This window comes from Paraburkholderia sp. (genome assembly GCF_035656215.1).
Classification (GTDB): Bacteria; Pseudomonadota; Gammaproteobacteria; order Burkholderiales; family Burkholderiaceae; genus Paraburkholderia.
The window spans coordinates 1-18,094 of sequence record NZ_DASRSY010000143.1 but is presented as its reverse complement, the minus strand read 5'-3'; the positions used below and the strand labels follow the sequence as shown (position 1 = coordinate 18,094).

General features: G+C 58.5%; 13 protein-coding genes and 1 pseudogene. 4 read left to right on the top strand and 10 right to left on the bottom strand.

What is annotated here, in order from left to right:
• Positions 1-13: 13 nt before the first annotated feature.
• The gene (locus VFE81_RS08200; protein WP_325044122.1) at positions 14-1,297 is read right to left on the bottom strand and encodes an MFS transporter; all 1,284 of its coding nucleotides are present in this window, start codon (positions 1,295-1,297) and stop codon (positions 14-16) included.
• 214 nt (positions 1,298-1,511) lie between these two features.
• Positions 1,512-2,732, bottom strand: a complete 1,221-nt coding sequence (locus VFE81_RS08195; RefSeq protein WP_325044121.1) for a pyridoxal-phosphate-dependent aminotransferase family protein — start codon at positions 2,730-2,732, stop codon at positions 1,512-1,514.
• A gap of 161 nt (positions 2,733-2,893) precedes the next feature.
• On the opposite strand from VFE81_RS08195, the gene VFE81_RS08190 reads away from it, so the two are divergent.
• Positions 2,894-3,619, top strand: coding sequence for a GntR family transcriptional regulator (locus tag VFE81_RS08190; RefSeq protein WP_325044120.1), 726 nt, complete (start codon positions 2,894-2,896; stop codon positions 3,617-3,619).
• 131 nt (positions 3,620-3,750) lie between these two features.
• On the opposite strand, the gene VFE81_RS08185 is transcribed toward VFE81_RS08190, so the two are convergent.
• From VFE81_RS08185 to VFE81_RS08170, 4 genes are all read right to left on the bottom strand, one after another.
• Positions 3,751-4,434 (bottom strand): glycosyltransferase family A protein, encoded by a 684-nt coding sequence (locus VFE81_RS08185; protein ID WP_325044119.1) that lies wholly within the window; start codon positions 4,432-4,434, stop codon positions 3,751-3,753.
• 1 nt (position 4,435) lies between these two features.
• A complete protein-coding gene (locus tag VFE81_RS08180) occupies positions 4,436-5,695 on the bottom strand; it encodes an IS256 family transposase (protein ID WP_325044118.1) in 1,260 nt (419 codons plus the stop codon).
• A 453-nt stretch (positions 5,696-6,148) separates the two neighbouring features.
• On the bottom strand, positions 6,149-6,424 hold the full coding sequence (locus tag VFE81_RS08175) for a hypothetical protein (RefSeq protein ID WP_325044117.1): 276 nt from the start codon (positions 6,422-6,424) through the stop codon (positions 6,149-6,151).
• The gene (locus tag VFE81_RS08170) at positions 6,424-8,706 is read right to left on the bottom strand and encodes a DUF6531 domain-containing protein (RefSeq protein WP_325044116.1); all 2,283 of its coding nucleotides are present in this window, start codon (positions 8,704-8,706) and stop codon (positions 6,424-6,426) included. The genes VFE81_RS08175 and VFE81_RS08170 overlap by 1 nt, the downstream gene beginning before the upstream one ends.
• A gap of 267 nt (positions 8,707-8,973) precedes the next feature.
• Here VFE81_RS08170 and VFE81_RS08165 point away from each other — a divergent pair.
• Positions 8,974-9,836 (top strand): annotated as a pseudogene (locus VFE81_RS08165) (ISAs1 family transposase).
• 608 nt (positions 9,837-10,444) lie between these two features.
• Here VFE81_RS08165 and VFE81_RS08160 read toward each other — a convergent pair.
• Both VFE81_RS08160 and VFE81_RS08155 read right to left on the bottom strand, forming a co-directional pair.
• The gene (locus VFE81_RS08160) at positions 10,445-10,870 is read right to left on the bottom strand and encodes a hypothetical protein (RefSeq protein ID WP_325044115.1); all 426 of its coding nucleotides are present in this window, start codon (positions 10,868-10,870) and stop codon (positions 10,445-10,447) included.
• Positions 10,871-10,890: 20 nt separating this feature from the next.
• Complete coding sequence (locus VFE81_RS08155; protein ID WP_325044114.1) at positions 10,891-13,290, bottom strand: DUF6531 domain-containing protein; 2,400 nt, start codon at positions 13,288-13,290, stop codon at positions 10,891-10,893.
• 636 nt (positions 13,291-13,926) lie between these two features.
• Here VFE81_RS08155 and VFE81_RS08150 point away from each other — a divergent pair.
• Complete coding sequence (locus VFE81_RS08150) at positions 13,927-15,513, top strand: Na+/H+ antiporter (protein ID WP_325044113.1); 1,587 nt, start codon at positions 13,927-13,929, stop codon at positions 15,511-15,513.
• Between the two features lie 54 nt (positions 15,514-15,567).
• Here VFE81_RS08150 and VFE81_RS08145 read toward each other — a convergent pair whose 3' ends face one another.
• Together VFE81_RS08145 and VFE81_RS08140 are read right to left on the bottom strand one after the other, a co-directional pair.
• Positions 15,568-15,861, bottom strand: a complete 294-nt coding sequence (locus tag VFE81_RS08145; RefSeq protein WP_325044112.1) for a hypothetical protein — start codon at positions 15,859-15,861, stop codon at positions 15,568-15,570.
• Between the two features lie 265 nt (positions 15,862-16,126).
• Complete coding sequence (locus VFE81_RS08140; protein WP_325044111.1) at positions 16,127-16,765, bottom strand: HD domain-containing protein; 639 nt, start codon at positions 16,763-16,765, stop codon at positions 16,127-16,129.
• Positions 16,766-17,017: 252 nt separating this feature from the next.
• On the opposite strand from VFE81_RS08140, the gene VFE81_RS08135 reads away from it, so the two are divergent.
• Complete coding sequence (locus tag VFE81_RS08135; RefSeq protein WP_325044110.1) at positions 17,018-17,980, top strand: GlxA family transcriptional regulator; 963 nt, start codon at positions 17,018-17,020, stop codon at positions 17,978-17,980.
• Positions 17,981-18,094 lie beyond the last annotated feature (114 nt).

Below are 18,094 nucleotides of genomic sequence, written 5' to 3'. Positions count from 1 at the left end.
CGGTGCATCTGGCTTACACACCCACGGTCGTAACGTGCGCTTTGTCGGCCGCGTCGAGCTCGAATTTGCTTTCCGGCTGCATGCGGAACGCGAGCACCACGCCGATCGCCATCAACAGCATGCTGCCGACGAACGGTAATTCCCAGCTGCCGAAGTAGTCGATCAGAAATCCGCCGACCACCGGCGAGATGATCGCGGCCAATGCCGAGCCAGTGTTCATCATGCCGCTCGCGGTGCCCGAGTATTCCGGCGCGATATCCATCGGGATCGCCCACATCGGGCCGATCGTCATTTCAGCGAAGAAGAAGCCTGATGCGAGACATGCCATTGACAGATACAAGTCGTGCGTGAACATCAGCGGAATCAGCGACAGCAGGCAAAAGAACATGCACACCGACACCATCCAGCTTCGCGCACGCTTCAGGCTGCGGGTACGCGTGAAGATCCAGTCGGTGACGATACCGCCGAGCGTGTCGCCGATCACACCGGCAAAGAACACGACCGATGCGAAGATCGCCGACTTTTGAAGTTGCAGGTGATAGCTGTGCAGGAAGTACTGCGGAATCCAGCTAAGGAACAGCCACAAGGTCCAGCCGTAGCAGAAGTACACGATCGTGACCGGCCACATACGGCGAAACAGTTTTCCCCACGGCACACCGGCCACTTTCGTCTTCGGTGCGGGCAAGACGTCGAGTTCCTCGGTCGTGATACGCGGATGATCTTTCGGATGTTCGGTGAACGTGAACGCCCACACTGCAACCCACAGCAAGCTGAACACACCGCAGATATAGAACGACTCGCGCCAACCCCAGGTCGCCATCACCAGCACGATCAAACCAGGAGCGATCGCGTTACCGATACGCGATGCCGCGTGGGTGATGCCCTGCGCGAAGCCGCGCTTTTCTTTCGCGACCCAGCGCGCCATCGCGGAGGTGGCGGCAGGAAACGTGGCGCCTTCGCCGAAGCCAAGCAGCACGCGCGCGGCCAGCAACGAAACCAGGCCACCGGCGAGACCGGTCAGCAACGTCGCCACGCCCCAGATCGCGCCACAGAAAATCAGCGTGCGTTTCGCACCGAAGCGATCACTGACCCAGCCACCGATGATCTGAAAAATCAGATACGGATAAGCGAAGGCCGAAAACACCAGGCCCACTTCCGTATGCGAGAGTCCGAACTCCTTGCCGAATCCGGCGGCCGCGGTACTGACATTGACGCGGTCGAGGTAAGTGATGAAGTACATGATGCATAGCATCACTAGAACGATACTGGTCGCACTGCTCAAACGAAACCGCTTCATCGTCTCTCTCCATTGCAGTCTGTCGACGGCACGCCTGGAATGGCGCGCTGCGTCGTCGCCCGGCGACATATGCCGCGGGAACATCGCATGTTGTTCATGAGCCGCGTTCTATGCGCGGCCTCTTGAGGGAAGTGCTCCCCGCCTTCCCTTGCTGCGAGATGCGCTGTGGCGCGTCGTTACGCCGAGGTATCAGACAACCGACGCGCTAAAGCGCTCAAGCCGCCGCTTTCATCCCTGAGGCTTGTGTCGGCTGGCTCAACCACTCCATAGCGGCAGGCAGACCACTTTCCTTGAGCGGCACGCCCGCGAGCCGCAGCCCCATTTCGCAACCGGCGAGGGTTGCCAGCAGCATCAGGTCGTTGCAGTCGCCGAGGTGGCCGATGCGGAACATGCGGCCCTTCATCTTGCCGAGGCCGGTGCCGAGCGACATGTCGAAGCGTTCGTAGATGACCTTGCGGACCACGTCGGCGTCGATACCCTCGGGCATCATCACGCCGGTCAGCACCGGGCTATACACAGCCGGATCCGCGCACTGGATCTCCAGACCCCACGCGCGGACCGCACGGCGGGTGGCTTCGGCAAGACGCTCGTGACGGGCGAACACATTGTCGAGCCCTTCGCCGAGAATCATCTCCAGCGCCTCATTAAGCCCGTACAGCAGGTTCGTGTTCGGCGTGTACGGCCAGTAGCCGGTCTTGTTCATCTCGACGATGTCGGTCCAGTCCCAGAAGCTGCGCGGCAGTTTGGCCTGCTTGCTGGCGGCGAACGCCTTCGGCGAGATTGCGTTGAAGCTAATACCCGGCGGAAGCATCAAACCCTTCTGCGAGCCCGACACGGTGACGTCGACGCCCCATTCGTCGTGACGATAGTCAGCGCAGGCGAGGCCCGAGATCGTGTCGACCAGCAACAGCGCCGGGTGTCCGGCGGCGTCGATCGCGCGGCGCACGGCGGCGATATCCGAGGTGACGCCCGTCGAAGTCTCGTTGTGTACGACGCATACCGCCTTGATCGCGTGCTGCGTGTCGGCACGCAAGCGCTCCTCGATCATTTGCGGCTGAACCCCGCGCCGCCAGCCCTCGATGCCGGGCAGGCCAAGGAACTCAGGCTTCAGCCCAAGGCTTTCCGCCATCTTTTTCCACAACGTCGCGAAGTGGCCGGTTTCGAACATCAGCACGTTGTCGCCGGGGCTCAGCGTGTTCGACAGCGCCGCTTCCCAGGCGCCGGTGCCGGAGGCCGGATAGATCACCACCGGTTGCTGCGTCTTGAAGATTTTCTTGATGCCTTCGAGCACTTTCAAGCCGAGTTCGCCGAACTCGGGGCCGCGGTGGTCGATGGTTGGGTAGCTCATCGCCCGGAGAATGCGATCGGGCACCGGGCTCGGACCCGGGATCTGCAGGAAGTGACGGCCAGCGGGGTGAAAGTCTAGCTTGAGCATTGGGCTCCTCCGATTGAATTTTGCATGCAAAAAACTATATCAGACGATCTGCCACGATCCCAAGATGAAAATTACTTGCTGACACCGGTGTTTACCCGCGCTCTTACCTATTCTTTGCGCTTCCGATAAAATCGCACTAATACGATGTTGAGGGTTTTTGTATGCAAAATTCGGATTTCGATGCGAGTGTGGCCGCTTCCCCGCTGATGCCGAAGGTCGAGCGTCAGCGCTTGCACGACACGGTGGTGGAGCACATTCGCGGCTTTATCGTCGAAGGGGTGTTGGAGCCGGGCAAGAAACTGAACGAGCGCGAGTTGTGCGAGACACTTGGAATTTCGCGCACACCGTTGCGGGAGGCGCTGAAGGTGCTGGCCGCCGAAGGGCTGATCGAGATTTCGCCGAACCGCGGCGCGTCGGTGTCGAAGATGTCGGAAGCCGAGTTGCGTGAGACCTTTGAATTGATGAGTGGTCTTGAGGCTTTTTCCGGTGAACTGGCGGCGGAGCGGATGACGGCTGCCGAGCTTGCCGAGATCAAGGCGTTGCATTACGCGATGCTGGCTTGCCGGACGCAGAATGATCTGGCTGGGTACTACAGTCGTAACCAGGCGATTCACGACAAGATCAATGAAGCGGCGAGGAATTCAGCACTGCGGCAGACTTATGTGGCTGTGAACCGGCGCTTGCAGGCGTTGCGGTTTCGGTCGAATTTTCAGATCCCGAAGTGGGATAGTGCGATTCACGATCACGATGAGATGTTGAAGGCGCTTGAGGCGCGGGATGGGAAGAAGTTGAGTGCTATTTTGCGGCAGCATTTGCTGGATAAGAGGGATGCGGTTTTGCAGGTGCAGTCGCGAGAGGAGGTGGCGGGGGCGGTGTTGAAGGTTTAAGAGAACGTTGCCTTGAGTGCGGCATGGGCCCCTTCCAACCGCCAGTCATGAAACGGGCGCCTTGGCGTGGAGTAGACGGCGGCGCATCTGGAATCCGTGTCGTGGCGCACTCCGCGCTTGTAAGACAGCAGTCATTCTGCTGGCGGCACTCCGCCCATTGCCTTGAATTGCGCATAACTAATCATCTGAAAATGCTGGCGGCCGGCAAATTTCAAGATCATCTTTGAGTCGTCGGGCGGAATTTCTCCGAACATCTCGTAGTGAAATGCGAGGGTGCTCACGTAGTTCACGGTTGGCACGGTCGAGTGGATACGCGTGTAGCCTCCGGTTTGCACGGCGTTCCAGAATACCCTGTCGCCGCTGATGCTTTCTCGCGCGTCCTTGAATAGCCACGCTGCGCATGCGGAAAAGGCGCGGCGCGTAAGAAAATAACAATTGGTGTCGCTGAAATCGACGCCGTTGGATTCTTTGCAGACGCCGAGCATACGGCCGTGGGCAGTGAAAATCTTTCGAGCCGCCGTGACTGCCTGCACTCCCGTTTTCTCGACGATCATGCGCATCGTTTCAACATGGTTTGGCTCATACCAGTTGTCGGCGTCAAGAAAACAGATCGCATCAAATCCATTGGCGGCCGCGCAAGCGGCACCTACACCGCGAGGAGTATCCCCGTAGTCGGCGTGATTGGGAATCTTGATGTGAACCACACCCGTCCAGCTATCAACTTCGGGGGCGGGAAATCCATCGGCGAGGGAGTGTCTGAATTTTTGTGTGCAAGGCAGATAAAAGTCTGCCCTCGGGCAGACCGTCAGTTCCATTTTACAAATGAATCCTGGTGAAGCGATCCTCGTAGAGGATCGCGAACTGGTTCATCGCGGCCTTCCAGTCGTGAGCCGCCCGGCTCCAGTCAGCGGTGATATTGCGTAAGGCCAGCCACAGCAGTTTGGTCGCGGCCTCGTCAGTCGGGAAGTGTCCACGCGTCTTGACGATCTTGCGTAGCTGGGCGTTCACGCTTTCAATGGCATTTGTGGTGTAAATCACTTTGCGCACCGCTGGCGGAAACGCAAAGAAGGGAATCACGCGATCCCACGCCCGACGCCAGGCAGCTACCACGGTCGGGAATTTCTGGCCCCATTCGCCCTGTTCGAACGCCTCCAGTTCGGCTTGCGCAGCCTCGGCACCCGCTGCCGTATAGATCGGTTTGATGGCGGCCGCCAGGCCCCGCCGGTCCTTCCAGCTCGCATAGTCCAGCGAGTTGCGGATCAGGTGCACGATGCATGTCTGCAGGGTGGTGGCCGGAAACACCGCACCCAACGCTTCAGGCATACCCTTCAGCCCATCGGTGACCGCGATCAGGATGTCCTGCACGCCACGCACCTTCAGGTCGCTGAACACCTTCATCCAGAACTTCGCGCCTTCCGTGTTCTCGATCCACAGTCCCAGGATATCGCGTGTGCCGTCCGGCCGGATGCCCAGCGCCAGATAGATCGCCTTGTTGCGCACCAGCCCTTCCTCGCGGATCTTCACACGCAACGCGTCGAAGAACACCACCGGGTACATCGGCTCAAGTGGACGCGCCTGCCAGGCCGTCACCTCGTCCATCACGGCATCGGTCACCGAGCTGATGAACTCCGGCGACACCTCGGTGCCGTACTGCTCGGCCAGAAACCCCTGTATCTCGCGTACGGTCATGCCGCGCGCGTACATGGCGATGATCTTGTCGTCAAATCCCGTAAAGCGCCGTTCGTGCTTCGGAATCAGGATCGGCGCAAAGCTGCCGTCGCGGTCGCGTGGAATCTCCAGTCGCAGCGGACCGTCGTCGGTCAGCACCGTCTTGCCACTCTTGCCGTTGCGCTGGTTGGTCGCGTCCTCGGGCCGCACCGCGCCGGCCGGATAGCCCAGATGATGTCCGAGTTCGGCGCCCAGTGCCCGCTCGATCAGTGCCTTCTTGAACGCGGCTGACGCGGCGTGCACCGCTTCGGCCGTCATCGGCCCCTTCACGAACTGGTCGATCAGTTCCTTGGGAATCGACGGCAACGCCGCCTGCGCTTCATTGGTCGTCTTCGGTTTGCGTGGCATACATGCTCCTTCAGCTACATGTTATGCCTTGAACACAAAATTTATGACAGGCCCATCGGCGACCATAAAGTGGGTCACCTCACCTCGCTGCGCAAGGACGCTTTCGTGACATCTTCGTAAGACGTGACGCGGCTCTTTGTAGTAAGCGCTAATGACGGCGACTCGCATGAGGATTCTTCGTGGCATAGGTGGGAGCTGCGGATTATATATATCGGCAGCTCACTCAAGACTATCTCAATTACCGGCCGTCCGAAGCGCCATCAAGCATTCACGCAACCACCGTCATCAGGTAAGCCGTCCTGACGACCACGCCACGTGTCGCATCGCTAAGAACAAGCCGATGACCCCGCGATCGGGGACAGTTGCACTTCGCCTTCGAGTATAAGCGGTGCCGCTTCTGTCCCCTCGGTGCCATGACCAAACGTCGGTCAGATGGCACTCGACCTCTAATTGTCACTCTTCTGATGGCCTGTCGATTGGATGCTGCGTAAGGGCCAAACATTGTTTGATGCCTGGTCGGCCTGCTGCGATCACATTGAGCACTGCAACTCCAAGCTGTCGCGCCAATTCGTCGTCAAACTTGAACTCGTCTTCATCCAGAAAGAATGGCACCTCCATACTTCCAGCCAAAAGTGGAGCCAACCTAGCTGAATCCACAGCTTGCATGATCAACTGCTGCGGATCTTCGGTATAGGTCAGAACTACAGAATACGGCAGATGCTTAACCATCAATACCCCCTGCACTGTTGATATCTGTCAAATGCGTTCTCTAAACATAGCGCCCAGTTTCGCTTGCCCCTCGGCCCAGCTAACAGACGGCACATATCCCTGTCGTTCTCGAGCTGAGAATAACATTTAGCCTCGCGAGATTCCCTGCCACCGCATTTAACGATCCCCCCACTACCGGTATTGAAAAGAGCGCTATAGAGCATTGACCTCTTCGCAGAGCTGGTCAAGTCCGGCACGAGAGAGGGATACGGAACTTGCGACTGATCGCTCAGCATCAACTCCGTAGTCTCGCCCCACGTCGGAAGTGTATCGCTCAGTTCATTACTGTAAAGCGTTCCCGTCAACTTGGCTTTCCACGCCATATAACATTCGACGCACATTTCTGGAACGAAGGCTCCGGCATCATCGCTGATTCCCGTGAGCATAGGCGGCGGCGCAACCGGGTCGTTGCCCAACTCCCAGTTGGTCAGCCACACACCTAGCTCAGCGTCACTGATCGGCTGCCACCACGCGCCGTTAGTTGAGACCTTCGCTGAATGCGACGAGGCCGTGCCATTCGCAGCATACTGATAGTCGACTGCCAGTACGCGTGCGAGTCCACCATTTACAGAACTTGCCGGTTCGTTATACTGAAAGGACTTTACGCGACCACGCTCATCGTAAGCGATGCTTGCCTGACCGCTGTTACCCGCTATCTGCGTTGCACGGTTCGCGGCGTTACGCTCAAGCGTTCGCATCGTCCATCCCGAGACCGCGTCCTTCGTCGTTGCGATGTTGCCGTTTGCGTCGTAGGTATAGGTCCAGTCCTCAAGCTTCTGGCCGTCCTGGATGACTGTGGCTGACAGGAGACGACCCGCTCCATCGTAACTCGCGCCGACCGTCATCTTGCTGCCCGTCCCGACCGCTTGCATCCCCTGTTCGCCTGTCAGGTCGGTCGTTTGCACTTCTGCGTAGCCAGTGGCGTTGCCTTGCGCGTCGTAGACAAACGCGCGGATCTTGCCCGGCGTTGCGACGAGGTGCGGACGCAACGAACTGGCATCGGTGTACTCAATCGTCGTTACCGTTCTATTCCCGGAAACTGTCGCAGTTGCCTTCGTTGGCCGGTTGGCGCTGTCCCAGGTGTACTGGATACCGCCATCGGGCGTCTGCCTCTGCTTAAGATTCCCTGCCGCATCCCACGTCCTCGATACCGTGCCGCCTGGCGTTGCAATTGAGCGGGGACGCAACGTATCTCCGACATCAAACGAATACGTGCTGATGCCGGACATGTCGCTGAGCGTCGTCGTGCCCGAAAGGTAGCTGAGCGACACGTTCCGCGTGGTGTCCGGATGGGTAACCGAGATTGCACGTCCGCTGGAATCGTAGGTCCACGTTGCAACCCGCGAGCCGGACTCGTCCTTTACACCAGTCAATGCGTTTGGAAAGCGGGCGTCCTCGTACAGATACTGACGAACGTGCCCATATGGTGCAGTTACCGAAGCAAGATTGCCCTTCCCGTCGTAAGCATAGTCCGTGGGCATTCCCAAAGGATCCACCAGGGTAACGACACGGTCGTTATTGTCGTATTCCAACCTAATTGATGTCGCTGTTGCCTGTATTACGTTATCGGCTGGCCACCAGGCGACAATTGACAGTCGTTGCCTGCCGTCATATGTAACCTTGCGGATCACACCCGTGCGGGTTGTTTCGGAATAGAATTTGCCAGTGGTATCCGAGTAGGCTTCCGTCGTACCAAGCAGGTCGTCCTTCAGGTAGAAGTATCCGTCGCCAGCTTTCGTCAGCGAAAGACCAGCGGTTCCTGGCACGGCCCACGCTCCGCCAATCCACTTGAATGTCAGAGGTTGCCCGTTACCCCGATAAGCAGCGATTTTCGGCGTGCCCGCATTAACCGCCGACAGATCAAGCCTTCGCTGCCAGTTGTTGACCCAGTAGCCGCCCATCGCAGTCTGCGCTTTATCGTATGGCCTCGAAAGATATGTACGACTAAAGACAAGTGGAGACGTGTCACCACTCGCAAAGTCAACTTCGGAAACCGTCACGTTGCCGTTTGCTGGAAACACTGGGTCTGCCACCGGGCAGGAGTCATCAGACGGATTGTCGGTTCCGTTGCACCACTGCTCGATCAGAGCGAGGTTATTGATACAGGCGTAATTGCCCATCCCGCCTGGGGTATTGCTAGTCACGTCAATCTTGCAGGTCTTTGAACCAGGCGTTGCGCCGGATTTTGAGTAAAGCGTGAAGCAGTCGTCCGCGCTTGCTCCGAACGCGACTATGAGCAGCATGAATGCAGCCAGTACCCGGGACGCAATGACCGCTGTCCCTCCGCTAAATCTGTAGTCCTTCATTTACATCCCTATTGGTTGTACTTGTTTGAGATACGAGCACCCTATAAGGAACTCAATGAACGGAAAATCCGACAATTCCTAAAATTACGGTCTCCTTGAACTAAAATCCAGAGCAATTGCATGAAACGTTACAGATGGTGGCGGGACGGTTGTAAGCCCGGTTGAGGGCGCGTTTACTCTGGCTTTTGCGGCCGGGGCAAAGCGATGCGGGAAGATGTGCTGAGTATTGAAGAGGCGTTTGGCGATTTGCGCGATCCGCGCAGCCGCACGCCGGCTCATGATCTGACGGAGATGCTGGTGGTGGCCCTGTGTGCAATTCTGTCGGGCGCCGACAGCCGGGTGGCGATCCAGACATGGGCCGAAGCGAAGCTGGACTGGCTGCGGCGCTACCTGCCGCTGGTCAACGGCATTGCGTCGCACGACACGTTTGGGCGCGTGTTTGCCGCGCTCGATGCGCAACAGTTTGAAGCCTGCTTCATGCGCGGGACTGCGCACCTGTGCCCGGTGCTGGTCGACAGGTGGTGGCGCTCGACGGCAAGACGGTGCGCGGCTCCCAGCGCGGCGACCAGCGGGCGCTGCACCTGGTGTCGGCCTACGGCAGTGGCCTGGGCGTGGTGCCGGGGCAGGTGCGCACGGCAAACAAAAGCAACGAGATCACGGCGATTCCGGAGTTGCTTGACGCACTGCTGCTCAAGGGCGCGATCGTGACGATCGATGCGATGGGCTGCCAGCAGCGCATCGCGGACAAGGTCATCCAGTCGCAACCTGACTACGTGCTGGCAGTCAAGGACAACCCGCAGGCACTTGCGCGCCAACGCGAACAGGATCGCCCATGCCATACGCTCGCACTGGCGCATTGAGAACAACATGCACTAGTGCTCGACATGGCCTTTGGCGAAGACCAGTGCCGTGTGAAGGTCGAGAATGCTGCGCAGAACTTCGCAATCCTGCGCCGTATCGCCTTGAATCTGCTCAGGCGCGATACAAACATCAAAGCGGGGCTGAAGATCCGCCGCCTCAAGGCCTGCGCCAACGATCAATATCGCGCTGGCCTGCTGGGCCTATGAGCTTCATGCAATCGCCCTGGATTCCCATACAAACGTTGCCTTCAAACCTCATCCGCAATCCGTAGGGAATTACGCGAGAGCCAGTCAGTCTTCATCGCGTTGCGGCGAAAAAACAAGAATATCGGACGCTGGATATTCGTACGTGAAAATGATTGGACGCTGGCACCTAAACCAGGACCGACTGGAACGGAAGAGACGAGCCGCGTAGCACGCCGCCCGAAAGGGAGAGGGGTTTCACAAGAAAGTGCTATGCGACTAATCGCGGTACAAAGTACGATTTCAAAAAATCAGATCCGAGAAAAAGCGGGCCAAACCTCACTGGCTAGGCGTCCAAACGGCAGCCACAAACTTATCCCCAGTTTTTGTTCGCAAGCCTGTGGATAACACGCCCACAACAGTACCAAGCCACTGATGCAAATACATTCTGCCGAGTCGATGCATTCGTCAGCCCGCCTGGCAAACGGCTGAAACCACCTTTTATCTGGCGTGAACCGCCCGGCGCCGAACCAACGCTGCCGCTCCCGAGGAGCGGGGCGCCGGTCGACCATTTAAAGTGAAGTCTGCTCGACAGCTAGGTGTTACGCTGACTGGTCACATGGTAAGGCAAGTTACGAACGCGACCCGCCATACAGATGGCGCAAGTCTGCTCCACCAACCCTCTTGTTCCCCTCGACAATCATTAACCCGTCACCTGCGTCTGGATAGGTGATAAGCGGCTCTCCATCAAGGCGATCGATATTGAAAGAGTCCAAGACCAAACCTGCCTGAGTGTCATCGACGATTGCATAGATAAGCACCGGCACCCCCTCATCGACGGCTATCAGTTCACGCGCGAGCGTGTGGGAATTTTCCCAGCCTTTATAGCTTTCGTCTTCATGACTGATGGCCAGGCAATAGGGAACGTTGACTTCTCGAACCGTACAGTTTTGAATCTGATCCATCCACCGAGGTACATCTGCCTCGTACAAGGACGCATTGACGGATATAAGAAACTCGATGAGTTGGCGCTCTTGCGGTTTTAAGGATCGTTGCATAGATTTTCCTCGGGACGCATTTACCGTGGTGGTCGGATCGAGCCAACGCGAACAACGTCCGCAGACTGTCGATAAGCCGAGTACCCGATCTGCACGCCATTGACGGTTATGTAGAACGTTTCCCCGTCGCCGACTGCCATCTTTGCACCACTGTTTTCCGCCACATCCTTAATAATCGCGTTAATGACCGGCTGACGTGGGATACCTTTTGCATCGAGGTAGCGGAACGTATGGTAGATCTGGTTGTCATTCCTGCCAAAGTTAACTTCCGACGTGTCCTTGACGACCGGCTTGCATTGCTCCTTGATGCGCTCGATCGTATCACGTGCCTTTTGCACACCCTGCCCGATGCCGTACCGGACTGCCGGGTTTTGCGCCAGCCGCCACACGAATACGATGCCCCGCACCAGCAAACCGTCGTACAAGCCGGCCGAAAAATGGCAACTTCTACAGACCGTGCCCATGCCGACGGATGAGCCAGCGCGCAGCAGCTGTCTTGCGCCCTGGAGATTAGCGGGCGGTCCTACCGGGGATTCACCGAAGTTATAGTTGTCGATCCACTGGTCGATCTCATCGCTGGAGATCGCGATATCCGAACCATCATTCAGGTCAAGAATGCTCCCGTTCGTCGCGACAGTGCCGGTCCGTGACACAACCTGGCTGTCCGGTGAGAAACTGAATCTGACCTTCAGTACGCGTCGGACGCCACCGTTCGCCGGACTTGCATATTCATTGAACGTGAAAAGGTCAATCCGCCCACGCCGGTCGTAGCGCAAGTTGAAATCGCCGGTCGGGTTAAAGCCGCGCAAAGGACGATGACTGGCATCGCGCGCAATTATCTCGCTCGCGACGTACTCATCCGTCGGATAGATCGAGAACACATTGCCGCTAGCGTCGTGGGTGACTACCCACTGACCAATCAGTGCGCCGCCCTCATGCATCTGAACGAATGTGAGTCGGTTAAACACGTCATAGACCATGCCATAGGCACGGGTTGCGCCGCCGGATTTTGCTGCGTCGAAGCCACTTGCGCCGGTGCTATCCGCGGTGGGCGTTTCGCTCATACCGGTAGCATTGCCCTGCGCGTCGTATACGAACGACTGGATGACTCCGGGCGACGCGATGGTCGCCGGATGCAGGCTCGTAGTGTCGGCGTAGCGGATCGTGGTTATCGACGTGCCGGACACGCCATTGACCGTTATCCGAACTGGGCGCCCTGCGTCGTCGTACGCGTACTCGGTATTGCCACTTGCGCCCGTATCTTTCAGCAGATTGCCCGACGCGTCCCAGGCCAGAACGGTGGCCCCGTCGGCCGAACTGCTGGAGGTGGGCCGCAGCATCCCGACGACCGAAGAGAAATTCAGCGTCGTCGTTCGTTTGCTATCGGTGACGGAGGTTGTCCCTGTGCCGTAAGTGAACTGTGCATTGCGAGACGATTCAGGATGGCTAACCGCCATCGCACGCCCCTGGGAATCGTAGCTCCAGGTCGCAATCCGGCTACCCGCCTCATCGATCTCACCGGTCAGCGCGTTCTTGAAGCGGGAGTCGTCGTAGACATAGCGGTGTGCATATCCATCAGGCCACGTGACCGAAACGAGATTGCCGTTTGCGTCGTACCCATACTGGGTCATCCCCCCGAGCGGATCATTCAGGCGTGACAGACGGTGCTTGTCGTCGTAGTCGAGACGAAGCGTAATATTCTTGTTCGCATCCGTCCCCGCTGCATGCTGCGTGATCGTGGTCAGCAAGCCTGAACCATCGTAGTTCAGCGTGCGAACAAAACCCGTCTTGGTGCTTTCCGAAAACAGCACGCCTTGCGCTGAATACGTTTCGACGGTTTCAGTGCGAAGATCGGTTAGTGTCCATCCCGATCCGCTCTGCGACAGTGACAGGCCGGTAAAGCCCGCTGTACGCCAGGTGCCGGCTGACCAGTTGAATGTGACAGGTTCACCGTTCTCGCGATACGCAAGCACCTTCGAGGTACTGCCGCTGTTGGCGTTCGCCAGTCCCAGGTTGCGTTGCCAACTATGAAACCAAACCGGTCCCATCGCAGTGGCGGAAACACCCAGTGGCTTCGATCGGTAAGTCCGTGTGAACTGCATCGGAATGTCGTCACCGCTAACGAAGTCAGCCTCCGTTAGCGTGACCGCGCCACTGCCGGGATACACGGGATCAGCAACCGGGCAACTTTGTTCCGGTTCGTCCGTCGCAGGAGTCGCGCACCACTGATCGATCAGGGAAATGTTGTTGATACACGCATAGTTCCCCATACCCCCGGGCGTGTTACCAAACACGTCATTCCGGCACGATGTAGTACCCGGCTTTGCGCCGGACTTTGCATAGAGCGAATAACAGTAGTCGTCCGCGTTGGCGCCGAATGCTACCACCAGCAGCATGAATGCGGTCAGCAGGCGAATCACCAGGCCTCCTGCTCCCTCGGTAAGTCTGTGATTTTTCATAGTCATCCTTATTGGTTGTACTTGGTTGAAGACCGAGCACCCTATAAGGACGGTTCCGCCCCCGCTATCCGACAATTCCTAAAATTACACTTTCCTTGTGGCCGCCTAAACGAAACCCGTAGCAGCTCGCACACGATGCGTAAGGAAACACGTATGTCTCTGTCAGTCATCGTCATTTCACGGCGACAACAAGCGGAGTAGCAACTGAAAAGAATTGCCCGCAGCCAATCCGGACGCGGGATATTCGGACGTGAAAGTGATTCAACACTGACATCCAAACCTAGGGAAAACAAGAAAGACGGATGGGGCGCGTTGCACACAGTCCCGAAAAAGAGACGTGTAGTGCGACTACAGTGCTATCCATTTGTCAGTATTAGGAAGCTTCAACTCAGAAAATCGAACCGTTGAAAACGGACTAGCCGTCCGGGCGGACTCCCTAAAGTTATCCCCAGTTTTTGTCCACAAGGCTGTGGACAATCTGCGCGCAGTCAACTCAAGTATTTGATGCCATAGGTGTATCGTCCGTCGGCTCAGCCGCAGGCAGAATCCCCTCCCTGTGATAAAAAGTAATCCCTAGCCACCCGCCGAGGCCTCCGCATGTCCTCCGTCATGGCCTTCAAACTCGTCCTGCTGTCGCTCGCCGCGATGATCGGTCTCCAACTGCTCGCCAGGCGGTTGCGACTCCCACCGGCCGCGGCGCTTCTGGTCGGCGGCGCCGCAATGGCCTTCGTGCCTGGACTGCCTCGCATCAACCTCGATCCCGAGCTGGTCCTGGTCGTGTTCCTGCCGCCGCTCCTCATGGACGGCGCGTACTTCTCCGTGTGGGACGAATTCAAGCGCAATCTCGGCGGCATCCTGCTGCTCGCAATCGGCGCTGTCGTCTTTACGACTCTCGCGGTCGGCCTGGTTGTGCATTGGGTCGTGCCGGCCTTACCGTGGAGCGCGTGCTTCGCGCTGGGCGCGATCGTCTCGCCACCTGACGCCATCGCCGCGAAGGCCGTACTGGAACGCGTCGCGCTGCCGCGCCGGTTGATGGTGCTCCTCGAAGGCGAAAGCCTGCTCAACGACGCCGCCGGCATCGTGCTGGTCCGCTTCGCCGTCACGGCCGCGCTGACTGGCACGTTCAGCGCTCAACACGCGGCCGGGCAGTTTGCCGTGCTCGGCCTGGGTGGCGTGGCGGTGGGCATCGCAATCGGCTTCGTGGTCGTCAAGCTGCTGCGCTCCCTCGACGACGCCTACCTCATCATCACCGCATCCGCACTCTCCCCGTGGATCAGCTACATCGCAGGTGACATGCTGGAAGTCTCGGGCGTCATCGCAACCGTCAGTTGCGGGATGGTGCTGGGCTGGCATCAGCATGAAGTTTTCTCTGCCGCAGTGCGCATGCGCGGCACGGCTTTCTGGCAAGTCCTGATCTTCCTGATGGAAGCGCTAGTGTTCATTCTGATCGGGCTGTCGCTGCGCGGCGTGATCGTGCGGCTGGGCGGCGTCGGCGATACGTTGAACGCGTTTGCACCCGCTGTCGGCGCAGTGATCGCAGCGGTCGTGCTGTCGCGCTTCGTGTGGGTGTTCGCCGTCGAATGGTTAAAGGGACTCGTGTGCAAGCTGACGCGGCACGCAAACATTGCGCTCGACTGGCGCTCGTCGACGGTGACAAGTTGGGCCGGCATGCGTGGCGTGGTGACGCTGGCGATCGCGCTCTCGTTGCCCGAGGCGATGCCAGGGCGCGATCTGATTCTGGTCGCGTCATTCGCGGTGATTCTCGTGACCGTGCTCGGCCAGGGGACCACGATCGGCGCGCTGATTCGTTGGGTCAAACCGGATAGCGTAGAGGAGCGCAACGAGCGGCATTTGACCGAGCCTCAGGCGTGGGCGAGGGTCGAAGCGACGCAGTTTGCCGCGATCCAACCGCTCGTGCACGACGCGCAGGGCCAGGTGATTCATCCGCGCCTGCTGGAGCAATACAGCTATCGGGCGCGGATGACTGAAACCTTCCAGGATGTGACGGAATATCCCGCCGATGTTCGAACCGCACACTACGACGTTGTGCTCGCCGCCGTGGCGGCCGGCCGCAGCGAATTGTTGCGGATGCATCGGTCAGGGTTGATTCATGACGAACTGCTAACCGAGCTGGAACGGGATCTCGATTTACAGGAAATCGCCGCGTTGCATGGCAGAGGATGACCGGCACGCGTTTGTCGTGAGTCGAAACGCGAACCGGTCGAATCAAGATGAGATTCAATGGCCTTTGAAAATATCCAGTAGTTGATTTTGCATCTGCATCATTTCATGCGCATGCTTCATCTCCATCTGCGCCATCGTGTCCTGATACTCCATGTCCATCTGCATCATTTTCTGCTCGATGCCGATAGCCTGTGTACGCTGCTCAGGAGTCAGCTTCTCCATCATCATGCCGTAGTTCGGCGGCATCAGATATGTGCCGGCGCGCCCTATTCCCTGTGCCTGTACTGAACCCGCGATCAGCGCGAGTGGCAACAGGCTACACATCATCAAAGCTCGAATCGATTTCATGTCATCTCCAGTTTCAAGTGAGCAGCCGGGCTTCAAAATCGGCTACGTAGGCGACGTTCAAACGCTCAGACAGACAGGCCGCGGTCGATCCGCTGCACATGACGGGTCTGGGAATGCAACACCCGGGCTGGCCGCTGCACACGAACCACCGGGTGTTTCATGGCTTTAGTCGCGAACGCTTACTGGAAATGACATGCTGGATGAAAATTGTGCCGATAATATTTCTACTATGCCGCTGTCATTTTCGCCGCGGCACGTCGACTAATTAATCCCTCCACGCCGACCCAAGAATCATCGTGCAAAAATTCTCGCGATGGTAATGCGGGTCTTTCAGCGCCAGCACGTCCGCTTTTACATTGCCGAAGGTCGTCTCCGGTTTATGAATCGTGCCGTGCGCGAATGCATCGATGATGCCTTCCTTGAAATGCGCGCCGCGCGGATGCGCATGCGTGACCTCATGCCGTTGCTGTTCGCTGAACTCATCGTAAGCGAGGCCGAGCACGTCCATTTCAACGCCCGCCGTGACCAGAGCGACCACCGGCTTCATATACTGCGGAATCCCAGGCGTCGTGTGCAGCGCGATCGAATTCCACACCTGTTCGATATCGTCTTCTCCGATGCCGTGGCGTTGCAGAAAATCCCGCGCCGCGTTCGCGCCATCCACTTCGAATCGATCATGCTCGCTGCTATACGGTGCGACGAGCCCCATGTCGTGAAACATCGCGCCGATGTACAGCAGTTCTGCATCGTATTTGAGTTGCTTGCGCGCGCCGGCCAGAGAGCCGAACAGGAACACCCGACGCGAATGGTGATACAACAGTTCGGTTTCGGTATCACGCACGAGCTGCGTCGCTTCGCGCGCCATCATACTATCGGGAATCTGGATGCCTGCGATCGTGGTCATGTGAAGTGCTCCGTGAAAGACGTGAATGAACCGGACGCGCGGTCTTTGTGAGTCGATAGCGCGTTTGGTATGCTGGTCCGCGATGCGCGTTCTTACCGTGTTTCTGACTGATTAAGCAGCGCGTCCGATGAAGTTCAGTATTGGTCAGCGTGCTGTCTCGGGCAATCGCCGTGCACCGTCGAACGCTGCCAAACGCACCACGTTGACTGCCGCGACGTGCGGATTCCGTCCATCGTCAAAGGAAATCATTCGATGCCTACCGTCGCGATCGCGATCTTTCATGGCGTGCAGGCGCTCGACGTCGCCGGTCCGGTCGATGTGTTCTCCGAAGCCAATCGGTTCATCGCGCCACAGGATCGCTATGAGGTCACGCTGCTCAGCGCGGAGCCGGGTTCGCTGCGTGCGTCCAACGGCATGACGCTGACCGCCGATGCCACTTTCGAAAAAGCGCGCCACCCGTTCGACCTTGCGCTAGTAGCAGGCGGCCCGGCGCTACCCGGCGATGTCGCGCCCGACACACGTTTGCTGGAGTGGTTGTCGCAAGTCGCCGCGCAATGCGAGCGATTTGGCTCGATCTGCACCGGCGCATTCGCGCTCGGCCACGCCGGCCTGCTCGACGCGCGCAATGTCACCACGCACTGGCAGCACGCGGCGCAACTCGCCGAGCAGTTTCCGCAAGCCCATGTCGATTTCGACCGGATCTATCTGCGCGACGGCAACCTGGTCACGTCAGCGGGCGTGACGGCAGGCATCGATCTGTCGCTTGCGTTGGTCGCCGAGGATCACGGGTCGCACACGGCGCTCGCGGTCGCCAAGCGATTAGTGGTGTTTGCACAGCGACAGGGCGGCCAATCGCAGTTCAGCCCCTACCTGACCGCGTCAGCCGACGAAACCTCGCCAGTCGCCAAAGTGCAGGCGCACGTAATGGAGCGGATTCGCGAGAGCTTCACGGTCAAACAACTGGCGGATGTCGCGGGAATGAGCGCACGGAATTTCGCCCGCGTGTTCGTGCAGGAGACCAAGGTGACGCCGCATGAATTCGTCGAACGTGCACGCGTGGATGCGGCGCGCAAGTTGCTGGAAAGCAGCGGCGCAGCGCTCAAGACGATTGCCTACGACTGCGGTTTCGGCACGGCCGACCGGATGCGCATTGTCTTCACGAAACGGATCGGCGTCACGCCGATGCAATATCGCGAGCGCTTTCGCTCTGCGTGAACGGGACATGAAGGCGGCATGAAGAGCAAATGAAGCGGGCATGACGACGGTATGAGCGCTCGGCACGACCGCGACTCGAGGGCATCCAGAACGCTGCCGGCATGTGGCTTGAAG

What these genes read in the sequence shown, in the direction of transcription:
- VFE81_RS08200 (WP_325044122.1), bottom strand. Translation starts at nt 1,297, where the DNA reads ATGAAGCGGTTTCGTTTGAGCAGTGCGACCAGTATCGTTCTAGTGATG.
- VFE81_RS08195 (WP_325044121.1), bottom strand. Translation starts at nt 2,732, where the DNA reads ATGCTCAAGCTAGACTTTCACCCCGCTGGCCGTCACTTCCTGCAGATC.
- VFE81_RS08190 (WP_325044120.1), top strand. Translation starts at nt 2,894, where the DNA reads ATGCAAAATTCGGATTTCGATGCGAGTGTGGCCGCTTCCCCGCTGATG.
- VFE81_RS08185 (WP_325044119.1), bottom strand. Translation starts at nt 4,434, where the DNA reads ATGGAACTGACGGTCTGCCCGAGGGCAGACTTTTATCTGCCTTGCACA.
- VFE81_RS08180 (WP_325044118.1), bottom strand. Translation starts at nt 5,695, where the DNA reads ATGCCACGCAAACCGAAGACGACCAATGAAGCGCAGGCGGCGTTGCCG.
- VFE81_RS08175 (WP_325044117.1), bottom strand. Translation starts at nt 6,424, where the DNA reads ATGGTTAAGCATCTGCCGTATTCTGTAGTTCTGACCTATACCGAAGAT.
- VFE81_RS08170 (WP_325044116.1), bottom strand. Translation starts at nt 8,706, where the DNA reads ATGCTGCTCATAGTCGCGTTCGGAGCAAGCGCGGACGACTGCTTCACG.
- VFE81_RS08160 (WP_325044115.1), bottom strand. Translation starts at nt 10,870, where the DNA reads ATGCAACGATCCTTAAAACCGCAAGAGCGCCAACTCATCGAGTTTCTT.
- VFE81_RS08150 (WP_325044113.1), top strand. Translation starts at nt 13,927, where the DNA reads ATGTCCTCCGTCATGGCCTTCAAACTCGTCCTGCTGTCGCTCGCCGCG.
- VFE81_RS08145 (WP_325044112.1), bottom strand. Translation starts at nt 15,861, where the DNA reads ATGAAATCGATTCGAGCTTTGATGATGTGTAGCCTGTTGCCACTCGCG.
- VFE81_RS08140 (WP_325044111.1), bottom strand. Translation starts at nt 16,765, where the DNA reads ATGACCACGATCGCAGGCATCCAGATTCCCGATAGTATGATGGCGCGC.
- VFE81_RS08135 (WP_325044110.1), top strand. Translation starts at nt 17,018, where the DNA reads ATGCCTACCGTCGCGATCGCGATCTTTCATGGCGTGCAGGCGCTCGAC.